This window comes from Vibrio fluminensis (genome assembly GCF_015278125.1).
Classification (GTDB): domain Bacteria; phylum Pseudomonadota; class Gammaproteobacteria; order Enterobacterales; family Vibrionaceae; genus Vibrio; species Vibrio fluminensis.
The window spans coordinates 1-22,753 of the sequence record NZ_JADILO010000048.1; the positions used below are offsets into that span (position 1 = coordinate 1).

At 45.3% G+C, this 22,753-nt stretch carries 25 protein-coding genes; 11 read left to right on the forward strand and 14 right to left on the reverse strand.

The genetic code is table 11. The features are described 5' to 3' along the window. Positions 1-273 precede the first annotated feature (273 nt). Positions 274-801, forward strand: coding sequence for an inorganic diphosphatase (gene ppa, locus IRQ95_RS20880; protein ID WP_194439577.1), 528 nt, complete (start codon positions 274-276; stop codon positions 799-801). 56 nt (positions 802-857) lie between these two features. Here the strand turns inward: ppa and IRQ95_RS20885 are convergent, their stop codons facing one another. From IRQ95_RS20885 to tamA, 4 genes are all read right to left on the reverse strand, one after another. Further along, positions 858-1,208 (reverse strand): DUF2799 domain-containing protein, encoded by a 351-nt coding sequence (locus IRQ95_RS20885; RefSeq protein ID WP_194439579.1) that lies wholly within the window; start codon positions 1,206-1,208, stop codon positions 858-860. A 95-nt stretch (positions 1,209-1,303) separates the two neighbouring features. Continuing rightward, a complete protein-coding gene (locus IRQ95_RS20890; protein WP_194439581.1) occupies positions 1,304-1,651 on the reverse strand; it encodes a gamma-glutamylcyclotransferase family protein in 348 nt (115 codons plus the stop codon). Between the two features lie 11 nt (positions 1,652-1,662). Next, the gene (gene tamB / locus IRQ95_RS20895) at positions 1,663-5,421 is read right to left on the reverse strand and encodes an autotransporter assembly complex protein TamB (RefSeq protein WP_194439583.1); all 3,759 of its coding nucleotides are present in this window, start codon (positions 5,419-5,421) and stop codon (positions 1,663-1,665) included. Next, positions 5,418-7,133 carry an autotransporter assembly complex protein TamA gene (tamA, locus tag IRQ95_RS20900; RefSeq protein ID WP_194439585.1) on the reverse strand — a complete coding sequence of 572 codons (1,716 nt, stop codon included), beginning with the start codon at positions 7,131-7,133 and terminating at the stop codon, positions 5,418-5,420. Before tamA ends, tamB begins: the two co-directional genes overlap by 4 nt. Before the next feature lie 124 nt (positions 7,134-7,257). Here tamA and msrA point away from each other — a divergent pair, with 124 nt between their 5' ends. The 8 genes from msrA to IRQ95_RS20940 all read left to right on the forward strand — a co-directional run bounded on the left by msrA (position 7,258) and on the right by IRQ95_RS20940 (position 13,473). After that, the gene (msrA, locus tag IRQ95_RS20905) at positions 7,258-7,881 is read left to right on the forward strand and encodes a peptide-methionine (S)-S-oxide reductase MsrA (protein WP_194439587.1); all 624 of its coding nucleotides are present in this window, start codon (positions 7,258-7,260) and stop codon (positions 7,879-7,881) included. 89 nt (positions 7,882-7,970) lie between these two features. Continuing rightward, a complete protein-coding gene (locus IRQ95_RS20910; RefSeq protein ID WP_194439589.1) occupies positions 7,971-8,522 on the forward strand; it encodes a YtfJ family protein in 552 nt (183 codons plus the stop codon). A 71-nt stretch (positions 8,523-8,593) separates the two neighbouring features. Next, positions 8,594-8,896, forward strand: coding sequence for a DUF2607 family protein (locus IRQ95_RS20915; RefSeq protein ID WP_075649620.1), 303 nt, complete (start codon positions 8,594-8,596; stop codon positions 8,894-8,896). A gap of 104 nt (positions 8,897-9,000) precedes the next feature. After that, positions 9,001-9,714, forward strand: a complete 714-nt coding sequence (gene zrgA, locus IRQ95_RS20920) for a zinc uptake protein ZrgA (RefSeq protein ID WP_194439590.1) — start codon at positions 9,001-9,003, stop codon at positions 9,712-9,714. Positions 9,715-9,777: 63 nt separating this feature from the next. Beyond that, positions 9,778-10,485 carry an ABC transporter ATP-binding protein gene (locus tag IRQ95_RS20925; RefSeq protein WP_194439592.1) on the forward strand — a complete coding sequence of 236 codons (708 nt, stop codon included), beginning with the start codon at positions 9,778-9,780 and terminating at the stop codon, positions 10,483-10,485. Further along, positions 10,482-11,741, forward strand: coding sequence for an ABC transporter permease (locus IRQ95_RS20930; protein WP_194439594.1), 1,260 nt, complete (start codon positions 10,482-10,484; stop codon positions 11,739-11,741). Before IRQ95_RS20925 ends, IRQ95_RS20930 begins: the two co-directional genes overlap by 4 nt. Before the next feature lie 12 nt (positions 11,742-11,753). After that, positions 11,754-12,254 (forward strand): DUF3299 domain-containing protein, encoded by a 501-nt coding sequence (locus IRQ95_RS20935; RefSeq protein ID WP_194439596.1) that lies wholly within the window; start codon positions 11,754-11,756, stop codon positions 12,252-12,254. Between the two features lie 322 nt (positions 12,255-12,576). Next, positions 12,577-13,473, forward strand: a complete 897-nt coding sequence (locus IRQ95_RS20940; RefSeq protein ID WP_194439599.1) for a TIGR03899 family protein — start codon at positions 12,577-12,579, stop codon at positions 13,471-13,473. A gap of 489 nt (positions 13,474-13,962) precedes the next feature. On the opposite strand, the gene pgi is transcribed toward IRQ95_RS20940, so the two are convergent. Further along, positions 13,963-15,615: a glucose-6-phosphate isomerase gene (gene pgi / locus IRQ95_RS20945; protein ID WP_194439601.1), complete on the reverse strand. Its 1,653-nt coding sequence runs from the start codon at positions 15,613-15,615 to the stop codon at positions 13,963-13,965. Positions 15,616-15,903: 288 nt separating this feature from the next. On the opposite strand from pgi, the gene IRQ95_RS20950 reads away from it, so the two are divergent. Next, the gene (locus IRQ95_RS20950) at positions 15,904-16,323 is read left to right on the forward strand and encodes a secondary thiamine-phosphate synthase enzyme YjbQ (RefSeq protein ID WP_194439602.1); all 420 of its coding nucleotides are present in this window, start codon (positions 15,904-15,906) and stop codon (positions 16,321-16,323) included. Positions 16,324-16,410: 87 nt separating this feature from the next. Here IRQ95_RS20950 and alr read toward each other — a convergent pair whose 3' ends face one another. Both alr and IRQ95_RS20960 read right to left on the reverse strand, forming a co-directional pair. After that, positions 16,411-17,487 carry an alanine racemase gene (gene alr / locus IRQ95_RS20955; protein WP_194439614.1) on the reverse strand — a complete coding sequence of 359 codons (1,077 nt, stop codon included), beginning with the start codon at positions 17,485-17,487 and terminating at the stop codon, positions 16,411-16,413. A gap of 13 nt (positions 17,488-17,500) precedes the next feature. Further along, positions 17,501-18,913 carry a replicative DNA helicase gene (locus IRQ95_RS20960; protein WP_194439604.1) on the reverse strand — a complete coding sequence of 471 codons (1,413 nt, stop codon included), beginning with the start codon at positions 18,911-18,913 and terminating at the stop codon, positions 17,501-17,503. Between the two features lie 185 nt (positions 18,914-19,098). Between IRQ95_RS20960 and IRQ95_RS20965 the strand changes: the two genes are divergently transcribed. Continuing rightward, entirely contained in the window at positions 19,099-19,860 is a 762-nt protein-coding gene (locus IRQ95_RS20965; protein ID WP_194439606.1) for a DUF481 domain-containing protein, read from the forward strand. A 70-nt stretch (positions 19,861-19,930) separates the two neighbouring features. Here IRQ95_RS20965 and rplI read toward each other — a convergent pair whose 3' ends face one another. From rplI to IRQ95_RS21000, 7 genes are all read right to left on the reverse strand, one after another. After that, positions 19,931-20,383 carry a 50S ribosomal protein L9 gene (gene rplI / locus IRQ95_RS20970; RefSeq protein ID WP_194439608.1) on the reverse strand — a complete coding sequence of 151 codons (453 nt, stop codon included), beginning with the start codon at positions 20,381-20,383 and terminating at the stop codon, positions 19,931-19,933. Between the two features lie 32 nt (positions 20,384-20,415). Next, positions 20,416-20,643 (reverse strand): 30S ribosomal protein S18, encoded by a 228-nt coding sequence (gene rpsR / locus IRQ95_RS20975; RefSeq protein WP_000090472.1) that lies wholly within the window; start codon positions 20,641-20,643, stop codon positions 20,416-20,418. Positions 20,644-20,659: 16 nt separating this feature from the next. Beyond that, on the reverse strand, positions 20,660-20,962 hold the full coding sequence (priB, locus tag IRQ95_RS20980; RefSeq protein ID WP_194439610.1) for a primosomal replication protein N: 303 nt from the start codon (positions 20,960-20,962) through the stop codon (positions 20,660-20,662). Between the two features lie 8 nt (positions 20,963-20,970). Continuing rightward, positions 20,971-21,339 carry a 30S ribosomal protein S6 gene (rpsF, locus tag IRQ95_RS20985; protein WP_075708955.1) on the reverse strand — a complete coding sequence of 123 codons (369 nt, stop codon included), beginning with the start codon at positions 21,337-21,339 and terminating at the stop codon, positions 20,971-20,973. Between the two features lie 209 nt (positions 21,340-21,548). Continuing rightward, a complete protein-coding gene (bfr, locus tag IRQ95_RS20990) occupies positions 21,549-22,034 on the reverse strand; it encodes a bacterioferritin (protein WP_194439612.1) in 486 nt (161 codons plus the stop codon). A gap of 73 nt (positions 22,035-22,107) precedes the next feature. Beyond that, a complete protein-coding gene (locus tag IRQ95_RS20995; protein WP_075652509.1) occupies positions 22,108-22,296 on the reverse strand; it encodes a (2Fe-2S)-binding protein in 189 nt (62 codons plus the stop codon). A 319-nt stretch (positions 22,297-22,615) separates the two neighbouring features. Next, positions 22,616-22,753: EF-Tu C-terminal domain-related protein (locus IRQ95_RS21000; protein ID WP_489114240.1), on the reverse strand; the 138-nt coding region annotated here is incomplete at its 5' end.

Sequence of the window (22,753 nt, forward strand, 5' to 3'; positions counted from 1 at the left end):
TCCATCGTTACCATTTCCAGTTCGTATTGTTGCGGAGTCGGTTCTTGAAGCATATCGGAGTATCCATATTTCGATACCCCTATTAGATCAAAGGTCTAGCTCGAAAGCTAGACCTTTGTCAGCAGTCTGAAGCGCCTGTAGGCGCTTTTTTTTAGTGATTTTGACAACAGTTTATTTACATTAAATACTATTTCGCTTTAATGTATAGGCGCGTTTTTGACCAAGTAAACATACTCAGTAAAAACTAGTAAGCAAAAAATAAGGATATTACACATGAGCTTGAATGACGTACCCGCAGGAAAATCTCTACCTGATGATCTTTATGTAGTGATTGAAATCCCTGCCAACGCAGACCCAATTAAATATGAAGTAGATAAGGACTCCGGTGCGATATTCGTCGACCGCTTTATGTCTGCTCCTATGTTTTACCCATGTAACTATGGCTATGTGAATAATACTTTGTCTCTTGATGGTGACCCTGTAGATGTATTAGTCCCAACGCCTTTCCCCCTAATTCCAGGTTCGGTTATCCGTTGTCGCCCTGTAGGTGTTCTAAAAATGACCGATGAATCGGGTGAAGACGCAAAAGTTGTTGCGGTTCCGCACACTAAACTGTCTAAAGAATACGATCACATCCAAGATGTTGGTGACTTGCCTGAATTACTCAAAGCACAAATCACTCATTTCTTCGAGCGTTATAAAGAACTTGAGTCGGGCAAATGGGTGAAAGTCGATGGGTGGGCGGATGCTGAAGCAGCACGCCAAGAAATCCTTGAATCATATGAACGCGCTCAAAAGTAACTGGGCGCTATATACACGTTAAAAAGCCAGCTTTCGCTGGCTTTTCTAGTTACTGGCTATATAGATTCATGCCGATAGTTCATGTAATCATTACGGAAAAATGGATTAACATCGTCGCAAATTCCACGATAGGGTTTCCCCGTTCTTGCCAGCATTCGAGCATCTTGCTCACAATACGACGCTTTACCTACTTTATACCCATCTAAGTAAGCTTGATATTGCTCTGAGCTCACGTCGCCTGAGATTGAATACTCAGCAAGTTTCTTTTCTGATTGGACAATGTAACCGCCCGTTGCTCTTTCTTCACCATAAGACTGCCAAGCAGCTGGGTCGGCAGATAAAGTAGGTACAGCTTGAGATGAACATCCTACTAAAACAAATAATAGTGCTAGCGCGTTCCACTTCATTAAATGTCTCCTCATATTAGTAAGGCAATATCCCAACAAGCTCTCAAGATAAACAAAATCATGCCTTGATGTTACTCGGGGATATGTCACTTAAATTATAGACGTAGATCCCAATTTCCGGAGGAAATCACCGTATTTAGCTTTTCTTCATCTTGATAAATATAGAACCATGCCTGCCCAAAAGGCGTCTCGAGTAACTCGCGTCGATATTCAACAGGCACATCTTCCAATTCATCTAACGCTTGCAATATTTCTTGGTTAATTAAATAAACTTCACCAAAAATAGATTGGTGCCCTCGCCCGACAGCTGGATAATCCCCAAGATCATACAGCGTATATTCCGCAGGTGTCTCATGCAGACCTAGAAATTGAGCTTCAGAAAGAAAATGGTGGTTACTCTCACCACGGCGCAAAGTGCCATAAACAAAAACCAGATGCTGCATAACAAGCCTCTTTAATTGAATTCAAATTGGTAAAGCAAGTCCACGGCGCTGTCCAATCCAGATACCGCTTCTAAATAGAGATCTTTCATTAAGCGATAACGGACGGTAAATTCACCTACTGAATCAAAAATCCCCACCCCATATTTCACCTGTAAGCCCGGTAATACATAACCACTCACGGTAACTTGCGAATCATCACCAGAGCCTGCGGTATCCAGTTGGAGATCTTGCACACCAAAAGCTTCACCCAGTTCCCCAACCACTTTACCGCTCTTCGCTAAACTCAAACCAATTAAAGTGGTGGTCATGGCATTACCGCCAGCTTCACCATCAATATCTTGTCCACGCAATAGATATGAAAGTGCATTGGCTTGCGGCATTGCTGGATCGGAAAAAATCGTCAGTTGCGGATCATCGGCTGGGCCCGTTACCTGCACCCCAGCAGTTACATCGTCTTGAGTATTGTCTGGATTACGAATCGCTTTGATTTGTACATAAGGTTGATCGGCTGGGCCATTCATTAGAATCTTACCTTCTGTAATCAACAAGTCTTGGCCAAATGACTTATACGAACCATCCTCGATATTGACCTCACCAACAATAAATGGACCTTTGTTCTTCTGAGTTACATTAAGATCACCGATTAAGCCACCTTCCAAACCAAATGCAGACAACTTGAAGTCATCACCAATCTTAATGTTGATATTGGTCTCGATATCAAACGGAACCGTGGTGTCTTCTTTAATTGGCTTACCTTGCGCATCGACGATCACTTGATCTTTTGACACACTAACTGCGCTTGGTGGCAATTCATCAATCACAATTCGTCCCCAAGGTAACGCTATCTTGCCATCAATGCGTGCGTGTTTTGGCGAAGCGGAGATGGTCATATCTGGGATCACTTTGATCTTGACCATCGGCGGTACCACCACCTTAAGCTCTTCAGCATAAACTCGCATTTGGCTGCGCCAATCTTTGAGATCTTGCCAATTGGCATCACCGATCACTTTCAATTGACCATCTGGTGTTTGCAGCGCTGCGTCGATTGTCGCGTCATATCCGGTAAAGTTTAGCGTCAAACCACCTGAATCGACTTCAATCGGGGAGATGTCGCCTTTAAGCAACATATCGTCGATCTTAAACTGACCATTAACGCGTGGATGAAGAAGCGGTCCCGAGATCTTGAGATCGGTTTCGATATTCGATTTAAGCTGACTATATTCTCCAACCAAGACATTGAGGAAATCCAAATTGAACGTCCCCAACGCTAATCTTCCATCGATCTGTTTATCTTGCGCTTGAATATCAGGAATTGTCAGTTCACCGCTGATATCGCCATTGTCAGTAATATCAAACATCCAATCAGCCTGAAGTCGACCATTGGCTATGGTGGTATTCAGTTTGACGCTGTCCCAACCGAAAACCAGAGGCTGCTCTATACGTTGAGTCACCGAACCTTTTGGTAAAGTGAGTGACGCATTAAGCTCGGGGGCTTGATTCGGCGCCCATTTCGCCCAGACTAAACCATCAAGTGAACCTGTCAGTTCGGTCTTTTCTGGTAAGAACATCGCCAATTGCTTAAAGTTAAACTGGTTGATCGAAAGCTGAGCTTCCCCACTGGTGCCAACTTGAATATCTTTATCTAAACAAATATTTGAACTGTCCTGTCGCCAACAATGAGCCGCGACAAACGCCTGTTGCGTAGCCATATCAAAGCCAAGACGTGTGGCTTCTTCAAGTCGCCATTCCCCTTGCTCGCTACGCAAGTCCATGCGTTGCAATTGACCCGTCCACTTCACCTCTGGCTGAGTAACCACATTGCCACTCAGTGCCAAGCTGGTGGTTAATAGTTTCGAATTAACATCTAAAGTGACCTCGTGCGCTTGTTCAGTACCCGAAGCCTCAAGTATCACATCATCAATTATCGTGCCCTGGTAATTAATACCTTTGACTTCCAGTTTTGCGTTACCATGAGGTGCGGGTAACGGTGTTACATCACCCTTGAGTAACAGTGAGTCAACTTGCGCTTCGCCACGCCAATCGATCTTATTCACCGTTAGATCGGCAATCACTTGCGGCTCAGCCAACTTGCCGCTCATTTGGATAGAACCTACTGCACTGCCTTTAAGCTCAGGGACTGATTTGGCTAACTCTGGCAGATTGAGACGTATATCCATGTCCCACTGCTGCTCTAACATACCGTTAGCTTCAATCGAGTTAGGACCATGAGACAGCACCAACTTTGGTGTTTGCAATGAAAGAATGCCTTTCCCTTTGCGATCTGAAACGTCCAATGAACCGATAATATTCAGTGGGTATTGGCGCAAAATACCGTCAATATCCAGCATAGGTAGCGAGACTTGCCAACCACCTTGCTTGGTTAAACTACCTGTTGTACTTAACTTGCCACTAATATTGCCTTCCGCTTGCTGCCATTGCAGTCCAGGCTGAATATTATCGAGCGAGAGATCCGCAGACCAATTTAACGGCGCCTGCCAATTGACCATCGCTTGCCCTGCCACTGAGCCACCCAAACTGTTTATCTTAAGAGCAGTCAGAGTCAACTGGGATAAATCGCCCTTACCTTTCAAGTCGAGCGCTACATCTGGGATTTGTTTGCCCTGCGCCTTCCCTTGCAATGCGACCTGATAACCTTTCAGCGAGCCTTTGCCACTAAAGCTCGTGACATCCGCTTGGTAATCCGCCGCCCCACTTAATGGCCACTGCGCTTTTAATTGATCGACCGTAATGGCAAATGGCACATCCGGATCAAGCGGCTCTACATTCGCTTTGATATCTGCAGTAATGAGTTTGCGCAATTTGGCTTGTAACGCTAACTTCTCAACGCTGCCATCCGCGCTTAACTCCACCAGCTGACCTTTAACAGGGTCAATTCCTAGCGTGGCTTTGACATCCAGCTCGAGCGGATAGCCTTGCTTCAATGTCACTTTACCTTTGAGATCGCCTTTTACCTCCGGCATATCCAACTCTAAGGTCGAAACCGTCACATCATAACCGGCTGCAATCGCCGATAAACCAAGATGCTTAACGATTACTGGTGACGCTTGATCGAGTTTAAATTTATTCACATCTAAGCGTGATAGCTCGATGGCCAGTGGCAGCTCAACATCGGGTAATACAATCGCACTAGGCTCAGTGTTGTTTGATGCGGCTTGAGGTGCGGGATCATTCGTCGTGGAGGCTGCGAGTTTGATATAAGGATCGTAAAGTAAGGTTTTATCTACCTTTAAACGGTTACCTTGAAACAGCAGCCCAGTCTCGAAAACTCGCCACTGAATATGATTGCCTAATACATCCAGCTCAATATCTTCAAGCAAAATCTTACTCACGCGAATTGGGATTGGCGTCGTAATAGCACTGCTCGAACTCTTTTCCGGTTCTGGGGTTTCACTTGCTTCGGGTAGTTGAGTTAAAGAAAACTTAACGCCTTGCAGCGCCACCTCATCGACACACAAGCTTGGCTCCGTTAAACATGCCGCCCGAACCGCTAACGTCGCTGAGTCAATCGAGGTATCGACATGCAATTGTTCATCTTGGTAACGCACTTGCTTTAATGTGAAACGAGGGAAAATCGCCCCTTGATATTCACCCACTTGGAGCTGAGGCACGAATCGCTCGGCCGTAGAAAGCACGATGCCAAGCCCGGTATGCGTAAAGAGTAAAAAGCTCAGTACCAGCATGATTGCTAACACCAAACCTAACAAAGATAAAGACAGCCACTTTGACCACTTTAATACTATCTTGGTCATAACTCTGGCCCTAACGTAAAGTGTATTTTAAATTCATCGCCTGGTTTCGCATCAAGACCCCAAGCAAAATCTAAACGAACCGGACCTACTGGAGATGCCCAGCGAATACCAACACCGACACCGCGCTTAAAATCAGGCTTATCGTTGAAGGCATCACCATAATCGTAGAACATCGCGCCCCACCAGTTACCGACCACACGATAATTGTATTCCAGTGACGTCACAGCAACGAACTTGGCACCCGTTAACGCGCCACTGCTATCGCGCGGCGAGATGGATTCATAACCATAACCGCGTAGATTGTTATCACCACCAGCAAAGAAACGCAGCGATGGCGACAACTTATCAAAGTCATCAACGATATTGGCACCGCCACCAAAACGAAGTATACCGCGGTGATTCTCACCTGCACTGCGAATCCACGACATCCCACCAATCAAGCGCAGCACCTCTGTTTCTGACATGGCTTTGGGATTACCATACTCTACCGTCAGTGTTTGCTTATCACCCCAATAAGGCATCGCACCACCGCGCGCACGAGTGCGGTTAAACGAGATGCCAGGTAACAGGAACTGAGCATTATCGTCTTGAATACCCTGCTCATAGTTTTCGAGCAAGTAACGAATATAGAGCGTTCGATGCCAACCATTATCCAAAGTCCAATGACGCTCCAGCGCTAAATTGGATTCCAAACTTTTGGTATCACGATTATCGACATTCTTCATGCCATACTGAATGCGGTAATAGTCATTAAGGACGTCTTCTAAGGGAATACGATAGCCTGCCGTAATGGTTTGCTCGGGTTTAGATAAAGAAAAGCTGCTGTCGAAGCTATGACCACGAGCGTTCACCCATGGTTTTTTCCATTTTAACGAACCTCGCACACCCACATCGGTGGAGTAACCAATACCGGTTTCCAACTTATTACGCGCTTGAGGAGCTAGGGAGACTTTGATCGGTAGTTCACGCCCTTCACCGAGCATACTCAAATCTGGCTCAACGAATACCGATGAGAACCAGTCAGTATTAGAGAGATTTTGGTTGTATTCCCCCACTTGAGACACTAAATATGGCTCGCCTTTCTCATAGGGTTCAAGTGAATGAACGCGATCTTCTTCAATTTGGCTGCCTGTAATCATAGTGTCGCCAAAGTGGTAGCGAATTCCACTGTCATAATGCAGTTTGATGTAGGCTTGGTTTAACTCAGGAGCCACTTCCAAACGACTCAGCTGAAAATCGCCATCAAAATAGCCTTTCTGCAAAGCGAGATTTCGAATGCCCGATTTAAGCGCATCGTAGGAACCATGATTGAGGCGTTTACCGACTTTTAGCCCGCTATTTTTAACTAGGCTAGCAAAATCTTTATCTTGCTTTGCCTCGCCTTCAAATACGATATCCAACTGCTTAATTAAGGTTGGCTCACCTTTGGCCACCTTAACGGTCAACTCTTTCCCTTTGTCTGAGACTTGAAAATCAAACTTAGGATGGTAGTAACCTAAAGCGTTGAGTGCCTCAGTAATGCTGCGTTCTAAACGCGCTTGAAAACGCAAAGAAGTGTCATACTCTTTCTCTGGAATCGAAGATAGATAGACCTCGACGTTCTCTTCTACTTTGCCTTTTAAGCCTTCAATCGATAGCTTCACACCACTTGCCATCACTGTAGTCGGAATACAGAGCAGAGCGATGGCGAGAGCTAATGGCTTTTTAATCATGGACTTTTGGCACTTTTGTTACGTATTGTTTGTAGTAAATGATAACGTGAGTTATTAAATTCGTCTGTAGGAAAAACGTTAATTTCCCGGTCTTGTTTATAAGAATTAGAGTAAGGAAAGTCGTATGTTAGATAAACAAACCCTTGTAACACCTGAACTCGCGTTGCTTGGCCGAGGCCAAGAACTGACGATCGAAGAAACGCATTTTGTTAACGGTTCACAAATTAAAGCGCCACTCACCGAGCACCAACAGCAGATCTTATTTGGTATGGGCTGTTTCTGGGGAGCCGAGCGCCTTTTCTGGCAGCTCGAAGGGGTGGTCAGTACCTCAGTCGGTTACGCTGGCGGTTATACACCGAACCCAAATTATGAAGAAGTATGCAGTGGGCAGACAGGGCATGCCGAGGTAGTTCGTGTCGTCTTTGATACTCGTCTTCTCACACTACAAAGTCTGTTGCACAAGTTTTGGGAACGTCATGATCCGACCCAAGGAATGCGTCAAGGCAATGACCGTGGCACTCAATATCGTTCGGTGATTTATGTCTATGAGCAAAGCCAACTCGAGCTCGCTCTACAAAGCCAAGCCGAATATCAAACATTACTTGGCGACGCAGGGATTACCACAGAGATTGCTTTGGCTGGAAACTACTATTATGCCGAGAATTACCACCAGCAATATTTAGCCAAAAACCCGAATGGTTACTGTGGCTTGGGTGGCACTGGTGTCTGTTTCCCACCGCAATCGTAGTCGACTATGGTCTGGCTAGTGAAATCAAGATTTGAGTATATACTTTAGTTTGTCTACGCATTTAGCATGACTAAAACAGGAAGAAAATAATGACAAACAAAACTCTACTTGCGCTGGCTATGGCATGCTCTCCAATGTTCGCCTTTGCACACAATTTAACAGTTGGTCAAACCACACCTAATGTCGCGATCGCCAACCATGGTGAAATTTTAGTCGATGGTAAAGATACGGTTTACCAAGCGTGGAATAGCAACGATATGCTCGGCAAGGTCCGTGTAGTGCAAGCCATTGCAGGTCGCAGTAGCTCAAAAGAGATGAATGCGCCTTTGATGACAGCAATTACCGCGGCAAAATTCCCAGCTGAAAACTACCAAACCACCACCATCATCAACCAAGATGATGCGATGTGGGGTACGGGCTCATTTGTTAAATCATCCGCCGAAGACAGTAAAATGGAGTTTCCATGGTCTTCAATGGTGCTCGATGAGAACGGCATCGTAGCCAATACCTGGCAGCTACAACCTGAATCATCTGCTATCGTGGTGCAAGACAAGCAGGGCAAAGTGTTGTTTGTTAAAGAGGGTAAGCTTTCACCCGCTGAAATCCAGCAAGTTCTTGAGCTAATTACACAAAACTTGTAAGGAATTAAATTTATCCTGACGTTTACAGACGGAGTTGTTATAGTATAACAACTCCGTTTTTTATTTGGTTGATGACTGTGTTACCTCGCTTTGGTTTATTGTCGCTACGCAAGCTAATGGTTGTACTTTGTACAGTCATGCTGCTGCTATGGACAAACTTAGCGGTGATCCATCATCAACTGGATTTGGATATCTCACATCATGAGCACCATCACTGCCAGCTGTTTGCAAGCGTAGTGCATGGCGCCAAATCAAGCGCACAAGCGCATCTTCTCAACCTCTCCACCGAACCTCCACCTTCGCTTGCTGTATATCAATACCTTGAGGCTTCGGTGATCGCGCAAATTGCTCGTGCACCGCCTAAGCTTATCTAAATAAAACAGATTTACTCTGCGCTACCAAACACATCGGTAACGCAAACGCTCACAACCATATTGTGGGCATCACGACATATTTTGATAAGTTCTAGGAAAATACAATGAACAAGTTTTCTCCCGTTGCACTCGCTCTTGGATTAGTTTTTGCTCATTCAGCTATCGCTGAAGATGGATTTCGTCAACATGATGCGCATGTACACGGCGAAGTAGAATTTAATATTGCTCAAGATGGCAATGAGTTACTGGTCGAGGTCACGGCACCAGGTGCAGATGTGGTTGGCTTTGAGCATGCGCCAGAGAACGACGCACAAAAACAAGCCTTAGAGAAAGCGGTGGCAAAACTAAACCAAGCGACGGACGTGCTATCGATTTCAGCGGCGGCAAACTGTCAAGTTGAGCATGTGGCAGTTAGTCATACACTTGGTGAAGATGAGCACGCTCACCACGACCACGACCACGACCACGACCACGACCACGACCACGACCACGACCACGACCACGACCATCATGGTGATAAAGACCACCATGAACATCAAGAAAAACATGCTGACCATCATGACCATGACGATCATCACGGACACGATGAGCATAAGGGACATGATGACCATACAGGGCATGATCATGAAAAAGGTGGGCACGGTGAATTTACCATCGAATACCACTACCAATGTGGCGACATCAGCAAGTTAGAGCAGATTGATACCGCTTGGTTTGACCTATTCCCAAGCACAGAAAAAGTACATGCCAATGTACTGACAGATAGCGCGCAAACCGCGGTAGAGCTAAACGCAAAAAACAGCACGATTAAGCTGTAATTGCTAATGAGCTTGGCAAGTTTGCCAAGCTCTTTTGTCATCGATTTTTGATTGGAAAACTCAATGAATAACACCGCTTCTCAGCAGGTGATCAATCTCCACAAGGTACAGTTCACTTGGTCCAACAACCCTAGCCCAACGCTAGTGATTGATCAGTTGCAAGTGGATCGTGGGGAACACTTATTTATCAAAGGACCTAGTGGTTGTGGCAAATCAACTCTGCTTGGCTTGCTAACTGGCATTAACCAAACGCAAACCGGCAGTGTCACCGTACTCGGACAGGACTTAAACGGCTTGAGTAGCCGTCAACGCGACCGTTTTCGCGCGGATAATATTGGTTATATTTTTCAGCAGTTCAATCTATTGCCCTACTTGAGCGTGATTGAAAATGTCACTCTACCCTGCCGCTTCTCCAAGCAACGACTCCAGCGAGTTGAAGGCAGTTTAGAGCAGCGTGCGGTGGAACTATTAACTAAGCTGCATCTGAGTCCCAATTTGCTGCACAAGCCTGTGGTTGAATTAAGTATTGGTCAGCAGCAACGCGTCGCCGCCGCTCGCGCGCTGATTGGTAACCCGCCATTGATCATTGCCGATGAACCAACATCATCATTGGATCATGATAACCGCAGCGCGTTTATTGAGTTATTGCTAGAACAGGCAAATCAAGTCGATGCAACATTAGTGTTTGTCAGCCACGATCCAACTTTAGAGCCTCTGTTTGATCGCAACCTCGACCTACGTCAAGTTAACCGAGCTGGAGAGTACCTATGAGCCCAACCTTAATGCTGGCTTGGAAAAGTGTTAATAATCGACGTCTTACCGCATTTTTAACCATTCTTACGGTTGCCGTATCACTGGTGCTCCTTCTAGGGGTTGAACGTATTCGGACAGAAGCCAAAGCCAGTTTTGCCAATACTATTTCAGGAACCGATCTGATTGTGGGCGGGCGTTCGGGACAAGTGAACTTGTTGCTTTACTCTGTATTTCGTATCGGCAATGCCACCAACAACATCGACTGGAAAAGCTTTGAAGAGTTTAGCCAGCATCGTGCCGTCGATTGGACCATTCCTCTATCGCTTGGCGATTCACATAAAGGTTTCCGTGTTCTAGGCACCAATCAAAGCTACTTTGAACACTACCGCTATGGTAGCAAACAACACCTTGAACTCGGTCAAGGGCGTGCATTTAATGGACTATTTGAAACCGTGATTGGTGCTGACGTAGCGAATAAGCTCGGTTACAAGATAGGCAGCGAAATCATCATTGCTCATGGCATCAGCGATGTGGGCTTTAGCCGTCACGATAACCTGCCGTTCAAAGTGGTCGGCATCTTTGCTCCTACCGGAACACCGGTGGATAAAACCGTGCATGTCTCTCTAGAAGCAATTGAAGCAATTCATGTCGGTTGGGAGTCGGGCGCAAGGCTTGGGCCAACGCCAACCGCAGAGCAACTCGAACAACATAACTTCCAACCCAAGCAGATCACAGCGATGCTGATTGGCTTAAAGTCGAGAATTCAAACCTTTGCCCTGCAACGCCAGATCAATACCTATCCGCAGGAGCCACTCAGCGCTATTTTACCTGGTGTCGCTCTTCATGAATTATGGGGAATGATGTCGGTGGCAGAGCAAGCATTGATGGTAGTATCTGGTTTTGTCGTGGTCGCGGGCTTACTTGGCATGCTCTCTAGCTTACTGACTAGCTTACAAGAGAGACGGCGAGAGATGGCAATTCTACGTGCGATGGGGGCAAGACCACGACATATTTTCAGCCTGCTAATCTTAGAAGCGAGCGTATTAACATCTATCGGTATATTACTGGGGGTTGCTCTACTCTACGGCATACTGGCGCTTGCCGGTCCCTATGTGACACAAAACTACGGTATTCAACTACCGTTAGTGATGCTCTCAAATTATGAATTAGGATTAATCGCTGCAGTGCAATTTGCCGGAACAGTGATTGGCATTTTCCCAGCACTTAGAGCCTACCGTCAGTCTCTCAGTGATGGTATGACGATACGTGTGTAATTAGGTGTAACCATGAAGAAAATAATCGTATTGCTTTGCTCGCTATTTAGCTTAGCTTTGCCCCTCACTGCCGCAGCAAGTGAGGATACTTTAACGTTAGACTGGATTGATTTGATTCCAGAATCTGAACGGAATCAGTTCGATGCGATGGGAATGCCGATGGTATCAGACCATTCAGGTGGCGCGATGCAGCAGTCCAAGGTCGGCACCGTACGCCAAGAGCTAAATGGTAGCAAAGTAAAGATTCCAGGCTTTGTAATTCCACTGGAAGGGGATGACGAAAAAATTACTGAATTTTTGTTAGTACCGTACTTTGGCGCATGTATCCATGTACCGCCACCGCCGCCAAACCAAATTATTTACGTAAAATTCCCCTCAGGAGCTCCGATTCAACAACTATGGGATGTAATCTACGTGATAGGGACTTTAAAAACAGAAACGCTCAATCATGAACTGGCTGAAACCGCTTACCTTATTGAGGGAACCGAAATTGCCGAATATGATGACTACTAATATTTAATTAACAAACTAACAACCTGTTAATCTTCCTTGTTATATTAGGTATCTAGATAGATACACTAGTACTGCTAAATAAACCAATAGCAGCAAGGCGATTGACAGGTGTTTTTTTAGTTTATTATCAAGTAAAAACTTCATAAACACCTCACAAATACCGATAACAACTTTAACAAATTTTTATCAATTGGTATAGCCGATTTTGCAGGCCCCTCTCACATTAGTTTCTCTGGTAGCTATCCGTTGAAAAAGGTACAGTTATGTTTCCAAGCGAAACGACAAGACTTGGTCATAACTCACTGTTGGTTAAGGTAATCCTATGTCTGAGAGTCACAAACCTGTCACCCTTGAACACGAAACCAAAGCGGATAATCGTCAAGAAAAGAAATCCAGCTACGTTAAAGATAGCTCTAGCCGTGTGCTGCACATTGCCCAAGCTCATGGCTTAGATGCGCTACTACAGAAAGATGCACCACAAAAGCCGGCGCTTGAGCGAGCAGTATTGAGAGAGCGTCGTCGTCGTGAGCAGCAACAGAAAAATCTGGAGCAAATCCTCAAACTAGCTTATGCCTCATGCAGCGATGAGACTGCGGGTGAACCCGATCAAGATTGGCTATACCGCTTCTTTGATATGGCCCAAGAAGTACACAACCCCTCAATGCAAAGACTGTGGGCGCAAGTATTTAAACGCGAAGTGACTAATCCTGGTTCCACATCGATGAAAGCGTTAAAAGTCCTGCATGACATGGCTCCCAAAGAAGCGCAGATTTTGCAACGCGCCGCCTCACTGGCTTGTAGTTTTGGGCACGATACAAGTCGCAAGCTATTAATCGGTTTTCGCGCCCAAGGCGGCATGTTTAGCTTCGGTAAGCGTAACATCACCAACAACATCAACATCGGTAACTTTCAATTACCATACTCAAACCTATTGGTATTGTTCGAACTTGGCTTAATGCACGGCACCGAACTTGAGTCAGGTGAAATCGAATTAGAATCACCATTACCACTCACCTACCAAGGTAAAAACCTGTCACTTCAAGCTCACAGCAAAGGCGTTCGCTTCTTGTATTACCGCTTTACTCCCACAGGAAATGAGTTATGTAAATTGTTGGGCAATAAGCCAAATATGCAATACTACGACCAAGTAGTGGCTCTGCTAGGACAGAAATTCAGCGTGCAAACGGAAGCGAAAAGTAGCGTTCATCATGCGGTTTAACGGAACGCAAAGCAGGGCTTTGCTTCGGGATGCGGGAACGCTCAGCGTTGCTGAGCTACGGATAGAGCCTAAAACTTAGAGTTAATTGAGAATTGAGAAAAAACGCCAGCATTGTGACATGCTGGCGTTTTTGTTTTCTGAGGATAACCGAATAATTGAAGCTGCACTCAACAACGATGCGGTGTCAAATAGGCACATCCGGCAACAATAACCAAAATAGTTGATGTTACAGCTAGGCGACAAAAAAATGCACCCTAGGAGCATAGAAAACTATGTGACTAGGGCGGCCGGCGACCCGGCGTATTTATGCAGGCAACAACGCTGCAGCTTCAAATAGGCACATCCGGCAACAATAACCAAAATAGTTGACGTTGCAGCTAGGCGACAAAAAATGCGCCCTAGGAGCATAGATAACTATGTGACTAGGGCGGCCGGCGACCCGGCGCATTTATGCAGTCAACAACGCTGCAGCTTCAAATATGCAGGTTATTACGCTTTGAACGCTTTGAATGCGTTAATCAAACCATTAGTTGAGCTATCGTGAGAATCAATTGCAGATTCATCAGCAAGCTCAGGTAGGATTTGGTTTGCTAGTTGTTTACCTAGCTCTACGCCCCATTGGTCAAAGCTGAAGATATTTAGGATTACACCTTGTACGAAGATCTTGTGCTCGTACATCGCAATCAAGTTACCTAGCGTACGCGGAGTGATCTGCTTAACTAGGATTGAGTTCGTTGGGCGGTTACCTTCAAATACTTTGAATGGTACTAGTGATGCTGCCTCTTCTTCTGTTTTGCCCGCTTTAATAAACTCAGCCAGTACTGTTTCTGCTGTTTTACCAAATGCTAGTGCTTCTGTTTGTGCGAAGAAGTTCGACATCAGTTTTTGGTGGTGATCGCCTGCTGGATTGTGGCTGATTGCTGGTGCAATAAAGTCACAAGGGATCAGCTTGGTACCTTGGTGAATTAGCTGGTAAAACGCGTGCTGACCGTTTGTTCCTGGTTCACCCCAAATGATTGGGCCCGTTTGGTAAGTTACTGCGTTGCCGTTACGGTCAACGTATTTACCGTTTGATTCCATGTTACCTTGTTGGAAGTACGCCGCGAAACGGTGCATGTACTGATCGTAAGGCAGGATAGCTTCAGTCTCAGCGCCGTGGAAGTTGTTGTACCAAATACCGATTAGCGCCAAGATCACTGGAATATTGCTTTCTAGGTCCGTTGCTACAAAGTGGTTATCCATTTCATGCGCACCATCTAAAAGCTCAACAAAGTTGTCGTAGCCTACCGATAGAGCGATTGAAAGACCGATTGCTGACCATAGAGAGTAGCGACCGCCAACCCAGTCCCAGAACTCAAACATGTTGTCTGTGTCGATACCAAACTCAGATACCGCTGGTGCGTTAGTTGAAAGTGCCGCAAAGTGCTTAGCAACGTGCGCTTGATCTTGAGCAGACTCTAGGAACCAGTCACGAGCTGTGTGCGCGTTAGTCATGGTTTCTTGAGTTGTGAATGTCTTAGACGCGATCAAGAATAGGGTCGTTTCTGGATCTACGTTTTTCAATGTTTCAACGATGTGAGTACCGTCAACGTTTGAAACAAAGTGTAGGTTTAAGTGGTTCTTGTATGGCGCTAGTGCTTCCGTCACCATGTAAGGACCAAGATCAGAACCACCAATACCGATGTTGACGATATCTGTGATTGCTTTGCCTGTGTAACCTTTCCACTCACCGCCAATTACGCGATCCGTGAATGATTTAATTTTCTCAAGCACTGCATTTACTGCAGGCATGACGTCTTCACCGTCTACCACTACAGGCTTATTTGAACGGTTACGCAGAGCTGTGTGCAGTACTGCACGGCCTTCAGTTTGGTTTATCGCCTCACCACTGAACATCGCCTCAATCGCAGATTGAAGATCCGTTTCTTTTGCTAGCGCAAAAAGATGTTGTAACGTTTCTTGATTGATTAGGTTTTTCGAGTAATCGATAAGAAGATCGTTACCAAAACGAGTAGAAAACTTGTCAAAGCGTGCTGCATCGCTCGCGAACAACTCAGTTAAATCCATATCTTGAGCAGATTCAAAATGTGCCGTTAACGCTTTCCACGCTTGAGTTTGCGTTGGGTTAATATTTTTCAACATGGTCTCTATTCCGATGTTACAGTAGGTTCTATTCCTCAGTTTACAACAAACTTCGGAACCTCCGGTTTTTAAGCAAAAAATTTTTTATAAGCTAGATGTTTGAGTGAAGCACCGCAAACAAAAGCCTGTAATTTTTTTTCATAGGGTAATTATGACTTAGCCCTTTCTCAATCGCATTGAGTTATATCACGTTCAATAGCTTAGTTCATGTACACAATAAATTAGATTATGTGAGATTAGCCTAGCTACATCGTCTTAATTTGCCAAATTTATCGCCAAGGAAACAGTATGTGGTCTCAAAAAACGATCAATTTACATGCAAAAACACGCGGATTTCATCTAATTACTGATGAAATTGAACAACAATTACCGCAATTAAGCTCATTTTCAGTAGGTTTATTACATTTATTTATCCAACATAGCTCCGCCAGTTTAACCATCAATGAGAACGCTGACCCGACCGTGCGAGCAGATATGGAAAAGCACTTTAATCATTTTGTGCCAGAACGTGCGGCCTATTATCAACACACCTATGAAGGAGATGATGATATGCCCGCCCATATTAAAGCCTCGACACTCGGCTCAAGCGTGACGATTCCAATTAGTAATGGTCGCTTAGCTTTAGGGACATGGCAGGGTATTTACTTAGGTGAGCATCGCGATCATGGCGGCTGTCGTCGTGTAGTTGCCACAATTCAAGGTGAATAAACTAGCTTAAGGCTAATGATTAGCCCTATTTGCAGAAGCGGTGAAGAGAGCAAAAACAACAAAGGGAGCAAACGCTCCCTTTGAAAATTAGTCTGAATAAACCATATCGACACGTGGCGTCAGTTTGGTCACTAACTCGTATGCAATCGTACCAATGTGAGCGGCCACTTCTTCTGAAGGTAACTCTTTACCCCACAAAATCGCTTCATCACCGACCTTATCGGTCGCGTCAGGGCCTAGGTCAACGCTGAGCATATCCATCGACACTCGACCTGCGATAGGCGCTTTGCGTCCATTAACAAACACAGGGGTGCCATTTGGCGCAGTACGCGGATAACCATCACCGTAACCTATAGCAATAACGCCAACCTTGGTATCACGATCGCTGGTCCAAGTACCACCATAACCGACACTCTCACCTTTTTTCACCTCACGCACTGCGATGATGTGAGATTTTAGGGTCATGACCGGCTGAAAACCTAACTCAACTGCGGATTTCTCCGCGAATGGCGAAACACCGTACATAATAATACCGGGACGAACCCAATCGAGATGACTTTCAGACCAGGCTAAAACACCAGCGGAAGCGGCAAGAGAGCGCTCACCTTTACAACCATCAGTCAGTGAACGAAACAGTTCAATTTGCTCATGAGTTGTCGCTTTCTCAAGTTCATCTGCACTGGCAAAATGGCTGATATAGCGTAGTGGTTTCGCAACATTTTCACACGCTTTTAAGCGAGCAATGAAATCGTCTAATTGCTCTGGGCGCACGCCCAAACGGTGCATACCACTGTCGATTTTCAGCCACACTTGTACCGGTGTTTCTAGAATGGCATTTTCCAACGCTTCAAGCTGCTCAATACAATGAACGGCGGTTTGAATATTATTGGTCACCAGTACAGGTAAGTCACCCGGAGAATAGAACCCTTCTAAAAGCAAAATTGGCTTAACGATACCGGCTGCTCGCAGCTGCAATGCTTCTTCGATACGCGCGACACCGTAAGCATCGGATGAAACAGCATGCTTAGCGATCTGCACTAAACCGTGACCATAGCCATTAGCTTTGACTACCGCCATCATTTTACTGTTTGGCGCTTGCAACTTCAGTTGCTGCAGATTGTGCTTTAGTGCCGCGAGGTCAACATGAGCCGTCGCTGCCTTCATATAACTCATACTATTACTCGTCATCCATATCAAACGCAGGCCCCGCGTAGTTATCGAAGCGTGAATATTGACCTTGGAACGTCAAACGTACCGAACCGATAGGACCGTTACGCTGCTTACCTAGGATAATTTCAGCAGTGCCTTTCATCGAACTATCAGGGTTATAAACTTCGTCTCGATAGATGAACATGATCAAATCGGCATCTTGCTCGATAGAACCTGATTCACGCAAGTCTGAGTTAACTGGGCGTTTATCAGCACGTTGCTCTAGGGAACGGTTAAGCTGAGACAGAGCGACCACAGGAACATTCAGCTCTTTCGCTAGCGCTTTTAACGAACGAGAGATTTCCGCGATCTCTAACGTACGGTTATCAGATAAAGCAGGTACACGCATAAGCTGCAAGTAGTCGACCATGATTAGCGACAGGCCACCATGTTCACGCGCAATACGACGCGCACGAGAACGAACTTCGGTTGGTGTTAAGCCTGAGCTGTCATCGATATACATGTTCTTCTTCTCCATCAGGATACCCATGGTAGAAGAAATACGCGCCCAATCCTCATCGTCCAACTGACCGGTACGGATCTTAGTTTGGTCAACGCGAGATAGTGACGCGAGCATACGCATCATGATCTGTTCTGCTGGCATCTCTAGTGAAAAGATCAGCACTGGCTTATCCGATACCATCGCTGCGTTTTCACATAAGTTCATCGCAAAGGTGGTTTTACCCATCGATGGACGCGCCGCGACGATAACTAAGTCAGAACCTTGCAGACCAGCGGTTTTCTTGTTGAGGTCCGTAAAGCCGGTATCTACGCCTGTCACACCATCTTGTGGCGACTTATACAGCAGTTCGATACGCTCCAGCGTCTTCTCAAGAATATTGTCAACATTCTGCGGACCATCGCTCTCTTTGGTACGCGATTCGGCAATAGCAAAAACCTTACTTTCGGCTAAGTCGACCAGATCTTCAGAAGAGCGACCTTGAGGATCATAACCCGCATCAGCGATTTCATTCGCAACACCAATAAGTTCACGCACTACCGCGCGTTCAGCGACGATATCTGCATAGGCATTAATGTTGGCAGCACTTGGGGTATTTTTTACCAAGTCAGCGAGGTAGGCAAAACCACCGACATCTTCGAGATTTTCATGCAACTCTAAATATTCAGAGAGGGTGATCAAATCCAGCGGTTTACTGTCTTCAAGAATACGCTGGACCGCTTCAAAGATGATGCGATGTGGACGACTATAAAAATCACGCGCGACAACTCGCTCGGCAACCGTATCCCAACGCTCGTTATCCAGCAATAGGCCACCAATAACTGATTGCTCAGCCTCTAACGAGTGTGGTGGAGCCTTAATTGCATCAACTTGTGCATCGGGTTTATTACGTCTGCGATTATCCGCTCTGTTCTCTGCCATGGTTCTGCTCAACTACTTTCTATGACCGCTCATTATAACGAGATTAGACCGCTTGTCTTCCATTGGCGCGAAGATTGTCGGTTTGTTGCAATAATTAACCTATCCTTGACTGATTATCAGTGCATTACTATTACCATTTCATGCTATTTTATCCGCCCGCTTTATTAATGACGACGAGGCTCTGTGTGACAAAAGTTTGGTTGGCCTGTTTTGGTATCTTAAGCGCATCCATTGCGCACGCCCATGATACGGACACCGCTAGTGACATTGAAGTCCCATCGCCGTGGAATAGTGAAGTTGAATTTGGTTACCAAGCGCACTCAGGTAACTCTGATTCCGAGTCCCTAAACTCACGCATTGATGCTGAGTACATCAAAGGACGTCACCGTACTAGTGGCGAGTGGAAGTTTTATCTGCTGTACAAAGACGGTGAAGAAGATAAACGCCAATCAACTTATAGCGCGCAAACCGACTACAAGCTCAGCCCGAAAACCTACCTTTACGGCAGTTTTAAAGGGGTCGACTCTCGCTACAGCGCTTACTATAAAGATTATACCGTTTCAGGCGGTTTGGGTTATCAGTTCGCCAACAGCGAAGATTTCTTACTGGAAGTGGAAATTGGACCAGGTTTTCGTTATCAAGAGCCTAACTTGGATGAGATTGATGACGACGACATCATTTTTCCCGACTTGGTCGAAGAAGCTATTTTCCGTGGCAAAGTGAATTCGCGCTGGCAAGCGTTAGACAACTTAGCGTTTGAAGCCACTATGACGCTCGTGTCTGGTCACAGCAATACCCGTGTCGATACTGACGCCAGTGTCATCAATGCGATTACCGAAGACATCGCGTTAAAGGTCGCCTACTCGCGCCAATACCATGACCGCGTACCAGAGGGGCTAGAAAACTCAGACAGTATTTTTTCGGTTAACTTACTGTTCGCTTTCTAACTTCAATCAATTTCAGGCATAAAAAAAGCACCTCAAAGAGGTGCTTTTAAAATACGTCTTGATACTGATATTAGTCAGCAGCAACAACTTGTAGGTTAACTGTAGCGAAAACTTCAGAGTGAAGTTGAACGCTGATCTCGAACTCACCAGTTGTACGTAGAGCGCCTTCAGGAAGACGAACTTCGCTCTTAGCAACTGCAACGCCAGCAGCAGTAACTGCGTCAGCGATGTCACGAGTACCGATAGAACCGAATAGTTTACCTTCGTCACCAGCTTTAGAAGCGATAACAACTGCTTCTAGTGCGTTAACTTGCTCTGCACGAGCTTGAGAAGCAGCTAGTTGCTCAGCAACTTTAGCTTCTAGTTCAGCGCGGCGAGTTTCGAACATTTCAACGTTAGCTTTAGTAGCCATAACCGCTTTACCTTGAGGGATAAGGAAGTTACGAGCGTAGCCAGATTTAACGTTTACTGTGTCGCCAAGACCACCTAGGTTACCGATTTTATCAAGTAGAATAACTTGCATTGTTTAATCCTCTTTCTTAATAAACCGACCGATTACTGATGCTTGTCAGTGTACGGTAGTAGTGCTAGGTAGCGTGAACGCTTGATAGCGCGAGCTAGTTGACGTTGGTATTTAGCGCTTGTACCAGTGATACGGCTAGGAACGATTTTACCAGCTTCAGTGATGTAGTTTTTAAGAGTTGCTACGTCTTTGTAATCAATCTCTTGTACGCCTTCTGCAGTAAAACGGCAGAATTTACGACGACGGAAGAAACGAGCCATGGGCTATCTCCTGATCTTAAATTTGAGTAATGTTGTCGGCATGCAACACTAATTTACCTACGCCGTTTCGGCCGGTTTGGTAAGCGACAAAGCCTCCTACCTTAATGTTACTGCCTTGTACTAAGTTTTGAGTTAACGCTGTTGACCTGGCCCCACTGACGACGACTGGCATACGACAATAAACTTGGCGTGGTAGGTCGGCTTCAATAACGGTGGAACGATGTTCTAACCAAAAACGGCAGTGCTCGATTCCACTCGGGCTTTTTGACCGAATAGGAGGCTTAGCAACAGTGCCGCTTAGCTCCATTCGATTGGTCATACAATCAATTACTCAGCAGCAGATTCAGCACGCTCTTCACGCTTAGCAGAACGTTCTTCTTTCTGTTTAAGCATGATTGATGGCTCAGTGATAGCCGCTTTAGTACGCATGATCATGTTGCGTAGAACTGCATCGTTGTAACGGAAAGCAGTTTCTAGCTCATCGATTACAGCTTGGTCAGCTTCAACGTTCATTAGAACGTAGTGAGCTTTGTGAAGCTTGTTGATTGGGTAAGCCAGTTGACGACGACCCCAATCTTCTAGACGGTGGATAGTACCGCCAGCTTCAGTGATAGAACCAGTGTAACGCTCGATCATGCCAGCAACTTGCTCGCTTTGATCTGGGTGCACCATGAATACGATTTCGTAATGACGCATGTGTTGCTCCTTACGGATTATTCAGCTTCCACAAATGGCTCGGTCGTCCAGAAGAAGCAAGGAACGAAAGATAATTGACCGAGAATTTAAGAGCACGAATAGTACAGAAAGAGAGCAGTTTAAGCAAGCAAAATGTAGTGGTTTGAAAAGAGAGAAAAAACAGGTAGGTAAATCAACTGCGCCCGCACTCACGAACGCAGGGACCAAGGCTAATCATCATCATCTTCGTCGACAAATTGAGCCTGTAGATAGTTTTGAATACCGGTCATTTCAATCAAGCCTAACTGGGTTTCCAGCCAATCGACATGTTCTTCTTCATCTTCAAGAATATCTTGGAACAGATCACGCGATACGTAATCATGCACATCTTCAGCGTAGGCAATTGCGGCTTTAAGATCGGGAATCGCCATCATCTCAAGCTTAAGATCGCACTCAAGCATCTCTTGCGTATCCTCACCAATCATCAGCTTACCTAAATCTTGTAGATTGGGGAGCCCTTCAAGAAACAGAATACGCTCTATCAAGTGGTCAGCATGGTTCATCTCATCAATGGATTCATGATACTCCTTATCAGCAAGATGCTTTAACCCCCAATCTTTGTACATGCGGGCGTGGAGAAAATACTGATTAATAGCAACGAGCTCATTGCCAAGGATCTTATTGAGGTGCTGAATAATGATGGGATCGCCTTTCATGGAAAACTCCTCCTTGTTGATTCATTTAACTTTAGAAGTTATCAACCAAGAGTCAAAAAGGCGCGTAGCCGTTTTAGCAGGCTTGCTTATACAATTGCGGTGCTGTTTCGTTAATTATCTGCTTCGCCTGCTTAATGCATTTGCCACATTGCGAGCCAAGTGCGGTACAGCGTTTAATGCTGCGCATATCCGCTATGCCTTCTTCCAAGACTAACTGTCTGATTTTTTTATCTGATACACCATGACAAAGGCAAACGTACATTTCTATTCTCAACAAACACTGCATTAACTCGCAATATAAACAAGAATAGTTCTTACTACCAGTTAGATTTATAAAATTATTAATACCGATTTGTTATATCAAAAATGGTTCTGTATGGAAAAATGGTGTGAAAAGCGGAGAAGAGAGAAAGACAAAATTGAGTAAAAAAATAACTTTTTGTTTTCTCAGGATCTAGGATGAATTGAGATGGAATAAAGCTTTATAACCAAAATGAAAAAGGGAAGCCTAAGCTCCCCTTTTTCTAGATGCGCATTCTTCTAACGAAGAAGTGTGCAAGATTTCATTTAATTCTTAAGAATTAAGCGAAGATCTTAGCAACAACACCAGCACCTACTGTACGGCCGCCTTCACGGATCGCAAAACGTAGACCTTCGTCCATTGCGATTGGCGCGATTAGCTCAACAATCATTTGAATGTTGTCGCCTGGCATTACCAT